The sequence below is a fragment of the Nocardia sp. NBC_01388 genome, from assembly GCF_045040085.1.
Classification (GTDB): domain Bacteria; phylum Actinomycetota; class Actinomycetes; order Mycobacteriales; family Mycobacteriaceae; genus Nocardia.
Genome location: NZ_CP109553.1, coordinates 1073356 through 1087721, shown reverse-complemented (window position 1 = coordinate 1087721; position 14366 = coordinate 1073356). Strand labels below are relative to the sequence as shown.

At 64.3% G+C, this 14366-nt stretch carries 12 protein-coding genes; 5 read left to right on the top strand and 7 right to left on the bottom strand.

All coding sequences use genetic code 11. The annotated features are described in order from the left end of the window. Positions 1 to 73: 73 nt before the first annotated feature. Positions 74 to 1609 (top strand): AMP-binding protein, encoded by a 1536-nt coding sequence (locus OG716_RS05125; protein ID WP_405136539.1) that lies wholly within the window; start codon positions 74 to 76, stop codon positions 1607 to 1609. 428 nt (positions 1610 to 2037) lie between these two features. Here the strand turns inward: OG716_RS05125 and OG716_RS05120 are convergent, their stop codons facing one another. Continuing rightward, positions 2038 to 3198: a thiolase C-terminal domain-containing protein gene (locus tag OG716_RS05120; RefSeq protein ID WP_405136538.1), complete on the bottom strand. Its 1161-nt coding sequence runs from the start codon at positions 3196 to 3198 to the stop codon at positions 2038 to 2040. Beyond that, positions 3195 to 4394: an OB-fold domain-containing protein gene (locus OG716_RS05115; protein ID WP_405136537.1), complete on the bottom strand. Its 1200-nt coding sequence runs from the start codon at positions 4392 to 4394 to the stop codon at positions 3195 to 3197. Before OG716_RS05115 ends, OG716_RS05120 begins: the two co-directional genes overlap by 4 nt. A 248-nt stretch (positions 4395 to 4642) precedes the next feature. On the opposite strand from OG716_RS05115, the gene OG716_RS05110 reads away from it, so the two are divergent. Beyond that, positions 4643 to 5815: an acetyl-CoA hydrolase/transferase C-terminal domain-containing protein gene (locus OG716_RS05110; protein WP_405136536.1), complete on the top strand. Its 1173-nt coding sequence runs from the start codon at positions 4643 to 4645 to the stop codon at positions 5813 to 5815. Positions 5816 to 5847: 32 nt separating this feature from the next. On the opposite strand, the gene OG716_RS05105 is transcribed toward OG716_RS05110, so the two are convergent. Then, complete coding sequence (locus OG716_RS05105; protein WP_405139537.1) at positions 5848 to 6585, bottom strand: FadR/GntR family transcriptional regulator; 738 nt, start codon at positions 6583 to 6585, stop codon at positions 5848 to 5850. A gap of 146 nt (positions 6586 to 6731) precedes the next feature. Here OG716_RS05105 and OG716_RS05100 point away from each other — a divergent pair, with 146 nt between their 5' ends. Beyond that, positions 6732 to 7904, top strand: a complete 1173-nt coding sequence (locus tag OG716_RS05100) for an acyl-CoA dehydrogenase family protein (RefSeq protein ID WP_405136535.1) — start codon at positions 6732 to 6734, stop codon at positions 7902 to 7904. A gap of 265 nt (positions 7905 to 8169) precedes the next feature. On the opposite strand, the gene OG716_RS05095 is transcribed toward OG716_RS05100, so the two are convergent. From OG716_RS05095 to OG716_RS05080, 4 genes are all read right to left on the bottom strand, one after another. After that, positions 8170 to 9165, bottom strand: coding sequence for an acyl-CoA dehydrogenase family protein (locus OG716_RS05095; protein WP_405136534.1), 996 nt, complete (start codon positions 9163 to 9165; stop codon positions 8170 to 8172). Positions 9166 to 9170: 5 nt separating this feature from the next. Continuing rightward, entirely contained in the window at positions 9171 to 10328 is a 1158-nt protein-coding gene (locus OG716_RS05090) for an acyl-CoA dehydrogenase family protein (RefSeq protein ID WP_405136533.1), read from the bottom strand. Beyond that, positions 10325 to 11113, bottom strand: coding sequence for an enoyl-CoA hydratase/isomerase family protein (locus OG716_RS05085; protein WP_405136532.1), 789 nt, complete (start codon positions 11111 to 11113; stop codon positions 10325 to 10327). Before OG716_RS05085 ends, OG716_RS05090 begins: the two co-directional genes overlap by 4 nt. A 175-nt stretch (positions 11114 to 11288) precedes the next feature. Further along, positions 11289 to 11531 carry a hypothetical protein gene (locus OG716_RS05080; protein WP_405136531.1) on the bottom strand — a complete coding sequence of 81 codons (243 nt, stop codon included), beginning with the start codon at positions 11529 to 11531 and terminating at the stop codon, positions 11289 to 11291. A gap of 39 nt (positions 11532 to 11570) precedes the next feature. Between OG716_RS05080 and OG716_RS05075 the strand changes: the two genes are divergently transcribed. Continuing rightward, positions 11571 to 12749: an acetyl-CoA C-acetyltransferase gene (locus OG716_RS05075; RefSeq protein WP_405136530.1), complete on the top strand. Its 1179-nt coding sequence runs from the start codon at positions 11571 to 11573 to the stop codon at positions 12747 to 12749. A 46-nt stretch (positions 12750 to 12795) separates the two neighbouring features. Next, positions 12796 to 14349 carry an AMP-binding protein gene (locus tag OG716_RS05070; protein ID WP_405136529.1) on the top strand — a complete coding sequence of 518 codons (1554 nt, stop codon included), beginning with the start codon at positions 12796 to 12798 and terminating at the stop codon, positions 14347 to 14349. Positions 14350 to 14366 lie beyond the last annotated feature (17 nt).

Here is a 14366-nt window from a genome sequence, read left to right as displayed (position 1 = left end):
TGTTACACAATCCAATCCACATGTCTCGTTGCTCGCTCCGCGACACAACGACCACCCCGGACCAGGAGAAGCCGTGACCCCCACATCGCTGGGCGACATCTCGAGAGAACATCGACGCAGCTACCCCACCGGCATAGCCGTCGTCGACGAAAGCCAGCGCTCGACCTGGCCCGAGTTCGACGACAGGGTCAACCGCGTGGCTCATGCCTTGCGGGAAGCGGGTGTAGACCAGGGGGACAGAGTGCTCTGGTTGGGGCAAACTTCTTTCCGGGTGTTCGAACTGCTCGGGGCGTGCGCCAAGATCGGCGCCATGGTCTGTCCCGCGAACTGGCGGCAGTCCGGCGAAGAGCTGGCGTTCGTCATCGACGATTTCGATCCGAAAGTCGTCGTGTGGCAGGACGAAGAGATCGGCGACGCCGTTCGTTCCGCACGAAAGCTGACGGAGCGAAGCCCGCTCTGGTGGCAACACGACGCGAACGGCGACGACAGCTACGAGGCAGTTCTCGCGGCGCAGCCCGACACCGACATCTGGGCGCCGGTGGATACCGATCTCCCGGTCCTGGTGATCTACACCTCAGCCATCGGTGGCAGGCCCAACGGGTCGATGCTCACCCACCGCAACCTGCTGGTCATGGGACTCGACGCGTCGTACGCCACCCGTTCGAATCATGAGTCGGTATTTCTCAACTCCGGACCGCTGTTCCACATCGGCAATTTCCAGTGGGACGCGATCGCGGCCTTTATCCGAGGTGGCACCAATGTTTTCGTGCGGCGAGTGGAAGCCGAGTCGCTGCTGGAGATCATCACGCGCGAAGGTGTGACCTCCGCCTTCCTGCTGCCTCCGACCATTCTCCAAATGATTCAGCTCTACGACTCGGAAAAGCACGTTGTATCGAGCCTGCGCGGCGGCCCGTTCACCCCCATGTGGGGCGGTTTGCTCGCGGACGACACCACACCATGGGGGACCGCACCCGGCGGTTTCGGCCAGACCGAGGTCAGCGGGCTCGCGGTGGTCAACGCGCACGGCGGTCGGGGTCAGGGCAATTCGGGGCGGCCCTCGCCGCTGGTCCGCGTGCGGATCGTCGACGACTCCGGCAACGAGCAACCGGCGGGAGAGCCGGGCGAGATCATAATCTCCGGGGACGTGGTCCACGCGGGGTACTGGAACCGACCGGAGATCAATGAGAACCGCATGCGCGATGGGTGGTGGCACACTACCGATCTCGGTCGCCGGGAGCCGGATGGGACCATCCAGTTCATCGGCACCATGACAAGGATGATCAAATCCGCGGCCGAGAACATCTACCCCGCCGAGGTCGAGAACTGCTTGGAACAGCATCCCGCCGTGCGCGAAGCCGCACTGATCGGAGTGCCGGACCCACAGTTCACCCAATCGGTAAAGGCCGTGGTCGCGCTCGTCGAGGGCGCCGAAGTCACCGCTGAACAGTTGATCGAGCACTGTCGGGAGCGCATAGCCTCGTACAAGAAGCCGCGCACGGTCGAGTTCGTGACCGAGATTCCCCGCCGTGACGGAGCCAAGGATTACGCGGCGCTCGACGAGATGTTCGGCGGCGGCGGCTATCCGGGCGGCGACAACGTCCGAAGCTGACCCACGGCGATCCAGCACCACTCCGCCCGGACCACGAGAGATACGTGGCCCGGGCGGATTCGGCTGCGGCGGGCATATCAGCCGGCAGAGATCCGAGTCCTGACCACTGTCCGGCGCGGCGTGAGCCGAGCTGGCCGCGACGCCCCGTCCGGAATCTTCTATGCCGGACGCGCATCGCCACAACTCGGTACAGGCCGCCACCGGCGAAGGTGACGACCTGTACTGCACAGTCCCGAATCCATGGTGCGGCAATGCGTTTCGCCGGTTTACCGTTCAGCGGATCGATGCCCGTCAGATAGCTCGCAGCCGACTGCGTCCATCGAGGTAGTTGATCGACTCACTGCTCCTCAGGCCACCTTTCCGGTGAATCTGTTCGGAGGAGTATTCGCGGGCCAGGCCACCATGCCCCGGCCCACCGGCACGACCACTCAGTCCCGATCACTACCCAGAATCGTCACCGCCGACACCGCCGTCGGTCCGCCGATGTTATGCGTGAGACCGATGCGCGCGCCGTCTACCTGGTTGGCGGCGGTACCCCGCAGCTGTTCGAAGATCTCGAAGCACTGCGCGACGCCGGTGGCGCCCGGCGGGTGCCCCTTCGCCTTCAACCCTCCGCTCGGGTTCACCGGCAGTTGGCCGCCGATCGTTGTCGCGCCCGACTCGATGAGCTTGTGCGCCCCGAAACGTTCCGCGAAGCCCAAGTCTTCGTAGCTGATCAACTCGACTCCGGTGAAGCAGTCGTGTACCTCGGCGACATCGATATCCTGCGGACCGAGCCCGGCCATGGCATAGGCGGCCTGCGCCGCGCGAACAGCCGCCGGAAACGTCGTCATGTCCTGCTTGTGCTGATGCATCACCCGGTCGACACCGAGCCCGACCCCGCGAACCCACACCGGCTGATCCGTATACCGGTCGACGACATCCTCGGCCACCAGAATCAGGGCGGCCGCGCCGTCGCTCTGCGGCGTGCAGTCGTACAGCCCGAACGGCTCGACCACCATCGGCGCGTTGAGCACCTGTTCCACCGTGATCTCATGGCGCAGCTGCGCTTTGGGGTTCGGCAGTGCGTGCCGGTGGTTCTTCACCGCAACCATCGCCAGATGCTCCCGGGTAGCCGGGGACTCGTGCAAATAGCGGGCGACGTGCAGCGCGAAATTCGCCGGAGCGATCAGACCCAGCGGATAGTCCCAGGCCATGTCACGGGTCATCCCCGCCCACTCCCAGAAGGTGTCCTTGCTGGCCGACTCGCGGACCTTGTCGGCACCCATGACGAGTACGACGTCGAAAGCACCCGAGGCAATCCCGTAGACCGCATTCCGGACCGCGTCATTACCAGTGGCACAAGCGTTTTCGACACGAGTCACCGGAATGTTCAGCAGTCCACAGCTATCCGCGAGGATGCCGGAGGGGAACCCGTCCGTTGTGGACAACTCACCGAACCACGCGGCCTGGATCTCGGACCGCGAAATGCCCTTGTCCACGCTCGCCATGCATTCGGAGAATGCCATAGGCAGCAGATCCTTGATGCCCAGCCCGAAGTGTTCACCGAACGGCGTCATACCGGCCCCGACGATCGCGACCCTTCTCATGCGACTTCCTCCTCTATCTCGTTGACCTGGTTGCCAAGGAATGCGTATCCGTAGTCGGGCACGCCGGAACGAACCGCGACCCGTCGCAGTACCAGCCGGCCGCGGTCTCCGATGCCGACCGCTCCGGGCAGGCCGCCGGTGGTCTTCACCAGCGCCCGCACACCCACTCCGTCCAACTCGACGATGACCAACGAGTACGGACTGGGCAGGCCCGGCACCGGCACGTGGACCGTGACGCTTGTGTAGACGGTGCCGGTACGCGGCAGATCCACAAGCTCAGCCCCTTCGCCGAGCAGTCGGCCGCGGTCGTCGACACTCAGCCGCGGGGGAAAGTCGAGCTCCCCCGTCTCCGGGTTGCGCGATGCCCGCCAGCGCAACTTGGCGTCGAATGCGCGAGCGTAGGCGGCGAGAGAAATGGGGATCTCACCACCGGAGGCGACTGTTACCTTCGGAACCGGCCGCGGTTCCGGTTCGTTGCGAACGATCGGCACTGCGGCACCGGTGTCGACCACGACGCCGGTAATCGTCGCCTGCTCTACCGCGAGCAAAGTACCCTCCATGCCCGATTCGACCATGTGGGCAAGACCGAACAACGCGGCGCTCGCCCCGGCCGTCGGCAGTTCAGGTCCGGTCCCACGGCTGAGCGTCTTTGCTTGTTTGTGGTCCAAGCCGGCCACGACGACCGGCACATCCATCTCCGCAGCCCTGATGGACGCCTGAACACCGGACTCGCGCAAGAGCCGCGGATCGCCGTAGTTATGGACGGAACCGCGGCTGTCCCGCGTCCGAACCGGGAGGCTGCGAGCAAGCCGCTTCGCCGGGTGAACCTCGACCCCGGCGCCTCCGATCACGACCGCCACCGCGCCGGCCGGTGCGAGATCGACGGCGATGATCAGGGCATGCGGTCGCGCGCTGGTAATGGCATCGAGCGCAGCCGGGGCACCACCGAGCCGTTCGCTGACTTCGATATCCGGGTCCAGCCCGAGGCCTGCCAGCAGTACCGCCCCACTGCCACCTTCCAGAAGTGGAACATCCCGGGTAACCAGGACCACCTGCGTGACTACGGCCTGTCCGGCCAGCGCAGCGGTGCCGGCCTCGACTGCCAGCGTGATGGCGTCCTCATCGACACCCGGGACTCGTGCCCGATCGGTGCCCCATGGGGGCAGATATGTGCCGATTGCACTGACAACACTCATCCCAACCTCGTATCTCATCGGTGCCGAAGAACAGAGTCGGCTAATTATATAACTCTTTAAGTTAAACATACCTTTAGTTCGCCCAGTCGGGGAACGTCGCACCTGTGCCCGATTCTTGCGTGAACCTGACACCCGACCTCGGGTAAGCCTCGAACCACCCGCCTGAACCTGGTTCCTATATAGTAATACAATTTAGCTGTAAAGTCGTTCGAGCGGTCATCGAACGGGCCGCCGACCAGGAAGTGAACATGATCACCGAGACAGCCCTCGCCAACTTGATCTTCCCCGGATGCACCGTGGCAGTCGGAGACGGATTCGGGACGCCTCGAGAGGTATCGGCCCAGCTGAGCATGGCGGCGGCGGACCAGGAACGGGTCCGGCTCGTACTGGGATGGATGCCAGAACCCGACCCGGGTCTGAACTTCGAAGCGTTCTCGGACGTGCGCACCGTCATGCCCGGCTGGGGACTTCGAGCCGGAGTGGCGTCGGGCAAAGTGCAATTCGTTCCTACGCGGCTCTCCGCGGTGCCTGCTCTCATTCACGGTCCACTCCGCCCGGACGTGCTGGTCGCGACCGTCGTGTCCAGGCCGGACGGATTTCGGTTCGCCACCGAGGTCTCGTGGCAGCGTGCAGCTGTTGCCGCCGGCGCACGCATAGCCGCGGTGATATCGGCAGTCGCGCCTTGCGCCGATGCCGGCCCGCCGCTGCCCGACGATCAACTGGTCGTCCTGGGCGTCAGCACGGCAGCTCCCGGCCGGATGCCGGACGGAGCTCCATCGCCGGAAGTGGAGCGGATGGTCGACCATCTCCTGACGCTGATCCCAGCGCACAGCCGAATCCAGGTCGGGCCGGGTGCTCTCGGTGCAACAGTGCTGCGTCGCATCGAGGTTCCGGTCCGGATCGACTCCGGGCTGCTGCCCGATGCGATCGTGGACCTGGACGAGCGCGGACTTCTGGTCGACGAACCGATTGCCACCTACCTGGCTGGCGGCCCGCGGCTGCTGGACTGGGCGGACGGCCGCAAGATTCTTCACCCCATCGAGTTCACCCATGATCTCGGCCGACTGTCGGCCTCGCCGCTGTTCGCAATCAACACCGCCATCGAGGTAGACCTCATGGGGCAGGTGAATGTCGAAGGCACGGCACGGGCGATCGTGGGCGGGATCGGCGGCCACGCCGACTACACCGCTGCCGCAGCCCGGTCGATCGGCGGACTGAGCATCGTCGCGGTTTCGACGACCCACAACGGCCGATCCACGCTGGTTGCCGAGCTCTCCCGGCCGGTCAGCACGCCCGCGCATGATGTCGATGTGATCGTGACGGAGCACGGGCTCGCCGATCTGCGCGGACTCGATCGCACGGAGCGTACCCGCGCACTGCTCGATCTCTGGGGAACCGCCGCTCCCCCGCAACGATCCTGAGAGACGCGACGCCCGCAAAACCACAACGCCGCTCAGCGACCTCTGTCCAGCAAATCCAGAACCGTGGGTTCGCTACCATTACCCAGGAGATACATCTCGGCACCCTGCAGATGCCGACGCCACAAGTCCTCGGCCCCCGACTCGTCCCGCCGGCGGACGAACTCGACCAATTTGCGATGTGCCCGCCCGGTCCGGCGCCGTGCTCGATCTGCAGAGACGCCGATTCCCGGCCGCAGCGATCCATTCGCGGCATCGATGATGTGATGCACCATATCGGAAAGCAGTGCCAGCGTTTGGTTTCCCGCCAACCGCACCACCAGCTGATGGAACTCACCGTGTAGCCGTATCGACTCGGCCGGATCGTGCTCGGCGTCGTAGCGATCCAGTGCCTCGTCGAGAACGGCCAGATCGGCATCGGTTCTGTTACGCGCCAGTCTGGCCACCGCAGGCACCTCCAACGTGAGCCTGGCCTGGTACACGTCCCGGATGGCCACGCCTTGATAGACGAGAACAATTCCCGCATAGGTGGCCGCGACCTCACGCCGGGGCGCTTGCACGCAGGCACCACCCTTCGCCCCACGACGAAGGACTATGAGCCTCTCAGCCTCCAGAACTCGCAATGCCTCACGCAAGGTCGGGCGGGAAACACCGAACTGGAGGATCAGTTCGGATTCAGGAGGCAGAACCTGACCTGCCAGCAATTCACGGCAAGCAATCCTGCGCCGCAGCTCGGAGGCCACCAACTCGGCGGCCTTCGGCACTCGAACCATCAGCACCCACTCCTCGCGACAATACGATCCACCTCGTTTCACGTCGCGACCCACCAGGCACCGCAACGGTGGCCCTCAAAGTATCATTATAGTATAAAGAGTTAACTAAATAAGCGCAGATCGTTGAACCTTCTGAAAGGAACCGGATGTCCGACATCCCCGTGCTGGCCGATTGCACTCCACTGACCGAGCAACAACGCGACCTGCAGCTGATGGTGCGCGAGTTCGCCGCCGAACGCGTCGCTCCGCTGGTGGCCGAAGCCAATGCCACCGAGTGCTTCTCTCGCGAGGTGCTCCTCGAGATGGGCAAATTGGGCTTGCTCGGCGGTCTGGTGCCGGAAGAGTACGGCGGCATGGGCATGGACCATCTGACCTATGCCGTGGTCATCGAAGAGATGGCACAGGTCGACCACATCGCGGCGGTTTACATGAGCTTGCCGTCCAGCCTCGTGGGCTCGGGCCTCCGCTATTACGGCACCGAAGAGCAGAAGCAGCGGTGGCTGAAGCCCTTGGCACGGGGCGAGATCTTCGGTGCGGGCGGCGTCACCGAGCCCCGGTCGGGCAGCGACGTCGCGGGCATCACCACGACGTATCGTGCCGACGGTGACGGTTTCGTCATCTCCGGCGCCAAAGCATGGATTTCGAACCTCGACAACGCAGACTTCATCGTCACGTTCGCGACCCGCGACAAAGCGTTGGGACGCAAGGGAATCAGTGCGTTCATCGTGCCGGCCGACACCCCGGGCGTAACCCTCAAGCCGTACAAGGACAAGCTGGGATTCCGCTCCATCTCGACCGGCGACGTCTTCCTCGACGATGTTCACCTGCCTGCCGACCATCTACTCGGCGAAGAAGGGGAGGGTTTCGCCATCGCCATGGGCGCAGTGGAAAACGGTCGGTTGGCCGTCGCTTCGCGCGCCGTGGGTCAGGCACACGCCGCGCTCGCCGACAGCCTCGCCTACGCGAAAGACCGCGTGGTATTCGGACAAGCGATCGCCGATTTCCAATTGACCAAGGCGAAATTGGCCGATATGGCAACCGGCGTACTGACTGCCAGGCTACTGACCCATGCGGCGGCCCGGCTCATGGACACGGGCGAACGCGCCCGGCCACAATTGTCGATGGCCAAGCAATACGCCAGTGATGTGCTGCAACGAGTTGCGACCGAAGCTGTCCAGATCCATGGCGCGTACGGCACTTCGCCGGAGTATCGGGTTTCGCGAATCTATCGCGATGCCAAGATCTTTCAACTGGTCGAGGGAGCCAATGAGATTCATCGCCTGCTGATCGCGGACTACCTACTGGGAAAGCGGACCTGACCGATATGCTGCCGGCGCCACCGTGCGCCGGCGATCGGTCGCACCGGCCTACCGAGAATGCGCGGCGGGTCGGGTCGTGCGTCGGAACCGGCAGCCGTGTCGAACCCCGGGGCCGAGGTTGACGACGGACAGTCCGACCTCTGCGCGGGCTTGACTGCGACAAAAGTGCTGTCCGCGAACGGATTCCAAACCACTCGGACCATGTGCCAGGGTTCCATGGACCTGTCGATTTCGCCCTGGCATCACAGACCTGTCAGCGATCCGCTCAGACCACCGCCACACGCGGCAGATTCCGCCCCACCGCATCCTGTGCGAACAGTTCACGACCGAGGCCCTCTTCGATCTGCCGATGCGACAGATACAGCGAGTCCAGAACCGCGCCTCGCGCCACGAACCCGTGCAGCGCGAACTCCTGAGTCAGGCCGAGAGCACCGCAAACCTGCAACGCGTGCGCGGCGACTCGTCGCTGCGTCCGGCCGGCATCGGCTTTGCACATTGCCGCCGACCACTCGCCGTCGTCTTCGCTCGCCACCTCGAGCAGTCGCTCGGCGCCGACCAACTCAGCGTATGCCTCCGCGAGCCGATGCCGAACCGACTGGAACGACCCGATGGCTTTTCCGTACTGAACCCGGCCACTCGTGTGCGCGACAGCAATGTCCAGCATGGCCCGGCTGATGCCCAATATCTCGGCGGCCAGCGCGCGACGCGCTGCCGCGACTGCCCGGGGCCACAGCTCATCGATTCGCACTCCGCCACCGGTCGTCGGCGCGACGACCTCGGTCCATCGCAAAGAGCGGTCGAAGGCATCGACCGGCTCGTACCGGACCATATCGGCGGCACGCACAACCTCACACACCGTCCCGGAATCAGCACGGCTCACGGCCACGATCTCGTCGACCGCGTCGAGCGGCCCGAACACGATGCCGCACGGCTCGGCCGAGGGAACCGGAAGGGCACCGATACCGCCGGCCTGGATTCGCAGCTGGTCGGGACGCGGATGAGCAAAAGCGCGACGACCATTGGCGGGGGGCAGAATCGACTCGAGTTCCGCGAGCACAACCTCGTCCAGAGCCCGAGTCCGTGCCAGCACACGACCGTGTTCGGTGAACAGAATCTGTGTCGCGATCGCGGGGTCTTCCCCGCGGACTTCATCCCAACCAAGCTTCTCGAGCGCCGCGGCGAGGTCGTGGTCCGGCTCGATTCGCGCAAGAATTTCCCGCACCGAGCCGATCAACAGCTCGCGGGTTTGCTGATCCATCATGATCCCTAATCCTTGGGGAGGTTGAGTACCCGGTCGGCAAGGATCCCGCGTTGCACCTCGGCCGAGCCGCCCAAGATGGTCGCAGACCGGCTGTACCACCAGTCCGAACGCTGCGATCCCATACCCTGACCGAGAGTGAAGTAGGACTCCGACAGGTCTCGCACCGTGTCGAATGCGCCTTGGTCGGCACCGGCCAGGAGGATCTTGTCGACACTGACCTCGGGACCGACTGCCTCACCCGCCGCAAGCCGGGTGATCGTCTGCACTGTGCGCGCCCGCAACTTGACGACATCGATATAACTGCGGGCGAGCCGGGCCGCTGCGTCCGCAGGCATTGCGGACGACCCGGCAAGATCGTCCCGCAATGTTCGCAGCACGCGCAGGATGGTCGCCGAGCACTGCCAGGCGAACATCGATCGTTCCCATTGCAATAGGTACATCGCCACAGCCCAGCCCTGACCTTCGCCCCCGATGAGCCGGCCGGCCGGGACCTTCACGCCGTCGAAGAACACCTCTGCCAACTCGTTTCGGCCGCTGGCCAAAGCCAGCGGCCGAACGAGGACGCCCGGAGTATCGGTGTCGATGAGCAGCATGCTCAAGCCACGATGACGAGAGTCCGGCGTGCCGGTCCGCACCAGGCACATCAGTCGCCGTGCCGTGGCTCCGTGGCTCGTCCAGATCTTTTGGCCGGTGACGACATATTCATCACCTTCCCGAACCGCACGGCAGCGCAGCGAGGCCAGGTCGCTACCCGCTTCCGGCTCGGAGAAGCCCTGGCCCCACCATTCATCACCGCGTAGGTATGCCGGCAGCAGTTCGGCAGCGGCTTCGGGCGCGAAATGAAGCATGGCTGGCCCGAGGGTCTCCAGCGGCAGATATTGCTCCGGTATCGGCAGTCCGGCAGCGGCCAGCTCGTCGTACAGCATCGCGCGATGCCGCTCGTCGCCGCCGACACCGCCCACCGATTCAGGCCAGCCGTACCTGCTCCAACCGGAATCGTGCAGCAGGCGAACCAGTTGAGCGTGCTCTGCCACGGTCTCCTCCACCGTGGCGTAATGCCGCCGCCACCGGTCGAGCGTGTCATTTCGATCCGCCAACATACGCCGTAAACCTTGGCGGTATTCGGCCAGGTCGAGGTTGTGTTCGCCGACCTCGATGCTCACCGGGCCGCTTCTTTCTTGGTCAGGAAGCGGTCGACCACGGCCCGATGCTCCGGCGTGTCGAACGAGATGTACTCCTCCGCCAATGCGTAGTCGAGAATGCCGCGCACCGCCTGGTCCAAATGCATGTTGATCGCCTTCTTGGTGGTGCGCAGCGCGTGGGCGGGCTGAGCAGCAAGCCGGCGAGCCAGCGCGACAGCCTCGTCGAGCAACTCGGCACGGGGGACGAGCCGGTTGGCAAGGCCCAACGCGACGGCATTCGGCGCCGTGATCCGGTCGCCGGTCAACAGATACTCTTTGGCTCGCAGCAACCCCATGATCAATGGCCAGGTGGCCGCGCCACCATCAGCCGCAGTCAGACCCACCTGAACGTGTGGATCCGCAAGATAGGTGTCGTCGGCGATCAGGACCAGATCGCTCAATACCGCCAGGTTGCAACCCAACCCGACAGCCGGACCATTGACCGCTGCCACGATCGGAAGGGGGCAGTCGATCATCGCCCGGACCAACTTGCCCGCAGTATCGATCTCGCTGCGGCGCAGCTCGATGTCGTGGTGCAGCGTGCGGAAATGCTCCATGTCCCCGCCGGCGCTGAAGGCTTTCCCCGCTCCGGTGAGCACCACCGCTCGTACATCGGTTTCTTCGGCGAGGTACTTCCACACCCTGACGAGCGCGAGGTGCAGAGCCTCATTGGCGGCATTGAGGGCTTCGGGCCGGTTCAGGGTTACCTGGCATACCCCATCACCTCGGTCTTCGAGCAACAATTCCGGAGCGAAAGGGTTATGCATGATGTCCTCCTACAGCTTGACGGCTTGTCGCTAAATTAGTTAACTGTATAGCAGGGCTGTTCGCCACTGTCCAGAAGCACGATCCGAACCAGGGCTGACAGGCACTGCGGATCACCACGCCGTACCGAAGGAGGGTTTGCAGTACTCCGCCACGTCAGGAGACTTTTCTAGTACCTCAGTACCAATACGCGTAGCCATTGGGGGATCCCCCCTGATCGACCGTGCGCTCTCCATCGACCATGCGGCGCTCGCAATCAACGCCCTTTGCGATGCTGCTCGCCTGCCACACCGCAGCGAAGCCCGCGTAGCCGACCAGCTGCAGATCGCTTCCAGCACAGTGGATTCCCCCCGTTCCGGCATTCAGCAGCAGCCATGAACGCGGCACCAACCAATTCAGCGTTTCGTGATCGGCCGGCAATCGGCCACGTGATCACACACGGCAGGAAGGCTTCACACTATGCACGCCACCGTCATCGTCGCAGGAGCTCGGACTCCGATCGGCCGGCTGCGCGGGGCGCTCTCCGGGCTGTCGGCGACCGACCTCGGCGGTATTGCGATAGGCGCCGCGCTGCGCAAAGCCTACGTGCCCCCCGAACATGTGCAGTACGTCGTCATGGGGCAGGTGCTGACCGCCGGCGCAGGACAGATGCCTGCACGCCAAGCCGCTGCCGTGGCCGGTATCCCCATGACCGTACCGGCACTGAACATCAATAAGGTCTGCCTGTCCGGGATCGATTCGATCATCTTGGCCGATCAATTCATTCGATCAGGTGTCTACGATGTCGTCGTTGCGGGCGGCATGGAATCGATGAGCCAGGCTCCGCACCTCCTGCCGGGTTCACGCAGCGGGTTCAGATACGGGGACATCACGCTTCTGGACCATATAGCTTACGACGGCCTCCTCGATGCCTTCACCGACCAGCCTATGGGTCTGCTGACCGAAACCGGCAACGACACCGATCCGATCAGCAGGGAGGAGCAGGACGCTTTCGCCGCGCGCTCGCACCAGCTCGCCGCGAAGGCCTGGGAGAACGGACTTTTCGACGACGAAGTTGTGCCGGTTGTCATTCCGGGCAAAGGTAGCGGTATCAACGTCCTTCGCGACGAGGGAATCAGACCGGACACAACAGCTGAAACCCTTTCCCGCCTGCGGCCGGCATTCCGGGATGACGGGACCATTACGGCCGGCAATGCCTCGACCATCAACGATGGCGCTTGCGCGGTCGTCCTGATGAGCAAAGCGCGCGCCGAGGCCGAGGGACTGACCTGGATCGCGGAAATAGGCGACCACGGCATGGTCGCCGGCCCGGACTCGGGCCTTCAGCTACAACCGGCCAACGCCATCGCCGAGGCCTGCCGACGCGCAGGCATCGCACCGGCAGATCTCGATCTGGTCGAGATCAACGAGGCATTCGCTGCCGTGGGGATCGCCGCTACCCGTTCGCTCGGCATCGACCCCGAACGGGTCAACGTGAACGGCGGTGCTATCGCTCTCGGCCACCCGGTCGGTATGTCGGGGGCTCGCATCACCCTCCATCTGGCACTGGAATTACGCCGCCGCGGCGGCGGGGTCGGCGTGGCCGCACTGTGCGGAGGCGGCGGTCAAGGCGACGCCCTCATTGTGCGGGTCCCCTGAATTCCATTCAGCCGTCTCTCATCGTCTACAGATCGAGGAGTCTCCAATGACCCGAATACCGCCGACCATCCTCGCTGACATTCTCGATGAGAATGCAACTCGCTACCCCGACGTCGCGGCATACGTCGAGCCCGGCCGCGAGATCACTCATCGTGAGCTGCGTGAACGCGCGGGTGCGATCACCGCGGCACTCGAGGCCTCTGGACTCGACCGTCAGGACCGCATCGCACTCTACGGCCGCAACTCTATCGAGTTCGGCGAAGTGCTTGCTGCCGGACAGCTCAGTGGCATCGTTGTCGCGACAGTGAATTTCCGGCTCGCCACCGCGGAGGTCGCGGCTGTCCTGGCCGACGTCGCACCGCGGATCGTCTTCGTCGACAATGACCTCGCACCCGTCGTCGCAGCAGTGCGGGAGCGGGTGCCCAGCATTGAATTGGTCGTCTGCCTCGATGGGACATCCGGTCCGGACATCGTCGGATTCCAGGACTTCATAGCGCGCGCCGGCGACGCGGCTCCCACGCTGCGCGCACGACCTGAGGACATCGCGTGCCTCGTGTTCACCGGCGGCACGACCGGCCGGCCCAAGGCATGCATCCTGGGACAGCGCGAAATGCGCGAAGTCGCGTCGACGATGAGCGCGGAGCTCAGAACCGGCTCCCAAGACACGGTTCTCATTGTGATGCCGATGTTCCACATCGGCGCCATGGCAATTGTGCTGGGCATTCACGCGCGCGGCGGCACTGCCGTCCTACATCGTCAGTTCGATCCGTCGATCGCGGTCGGCACCGTGGCGGACCGCGGAATCAGCGTCCTGCATCTCGCCCCGACGATGCTTCAGGCCCTTGTCACTGACGCTGAAAACAGACAGAACGCCCTCGCCGGCGTACGCACCGTGGTCTATTCCGCCGCACCGATCACCAGCTCGACCCTCGCCGCAGCGATGGAGGCCATGCCGGAGGCCGGGTTCCTCAACCTGTACGGCCAGACGGAAGTGATTACCTCTGGGCTACCGCGGGAGCTTCACAGCCGCGAAGGCTCCGATTCGGCTCGACGCCGCCTCACCTCCGTCGGATTTCCGTTCCCCGGCACCCGGGTACGAATTATGGGTGCCGACGGCACCGACGCGGCACCGGGCGAACCCGGTGAAATCCTCGTCAGGACCACGGCCATGTTCCGCGGCTATTGGAACGACTCCGCAGCAACCTCGGCGACGATCCACGACGGCTGGTGCCGCACCGGTGACATCGGTGTGCTCGACGGCGAGGGACTGCTCTCCCTTGTCGACCGCAAGAAAGATGTCATTATTTCCGGCGGTGAGAACATCTACTCTCTGGAAGTCGAGGACGCCGTTACCACACATCCTGATGTGCTCGAATGCGCCGTCGTCGGAGTGCCGGACGAACGTTGGGGTGAATCGGTTTGCGCAGTGGTCGTCACGCGCGCGGGCAGCACTATTACTCTCGATGAACTTCGCGAATATCTCGACCAACGGCTTGCTCGGTACAAGTTGCCGAAGCGTCTCGATCTCGTAGCGGAGATCCCCAAGCTGCCGACTGGAAAGCTCGACAAGAAGCGTATCCGTCGCTCCCGATCGGACTGAAGCGGGAACCTCTCAGC

What these genes read in the sequence shown, in the direction of transcription:
- OG716_RS05075 (WP_405136530.1), top strand. Translation starts at nt 11,571, where the DNA reads ATGCACGCCACCGTCATCGTCGCAGGAGCTCGGACTCCGATCGGCCGG.
- OG716_RS05100 (WP_405136535.1), top strand. Translation starts at nt 6,732, where the DNA reads ATGTCCGACATCCCCGTGCTGGCCGATTGCACTCCACTGACCGAGCAA.
- OG716_RS05070 (WP_405136529.1), top strand. Translation starts at nt 12,796, where the DNA reads ATGACCCGAATACCGCCGACCATCCTCGCTGACATTCTCGATGAGAAT.
- OG716_RS05105 (WP_405139537.1), bottom strand. Translation starts at nt 6,585, where the DNA reads ATGGTTCGAGTGCCGAAGGCCGCCGAGTTGGTGGCCTCCGAGCTGCGG.
- OG716_RS05095 (WP_405136534.1), bottom strand. Translation starts at nt 9,165, where the DNA reads ATGATGGATCAGCAAACCCGCGAGCTGTTGATCGGCTCGGTGCGGGAA.
- OG716_RS05085 (WP_405136532.1), bottom strand. Translation starts at nt 11,113, where the DNA reads ATGCATAACCCTTTCGCTCCGGAATTGTTGCTCGAAGACCGAGGTGAT.
- OG716_RS05115 (WP_405136537.1), bottom strand. Translation starts at nt 4,394, where the DNA reads ATGAGTGTTGTCAGTGCAATCGGCACATATCTGCCCCCATGGGGCACC.
- OG716_RS05120 (WP_405136538.1), bottom strand. Translation starts at nt 3,198, where the DNA reads ATGAGAAGGGTCGCGATCGTCGGGGCCGGTATGACGCCGTTCGGTGAA.
- OG716_RS05110 (WP_405136536.1), top strand. Translation starts at nt 4,643, where the DNA reads ATGATCACCGAGACAGCCCTCGCCAACTTGATCTTCCCCGGATGCACC.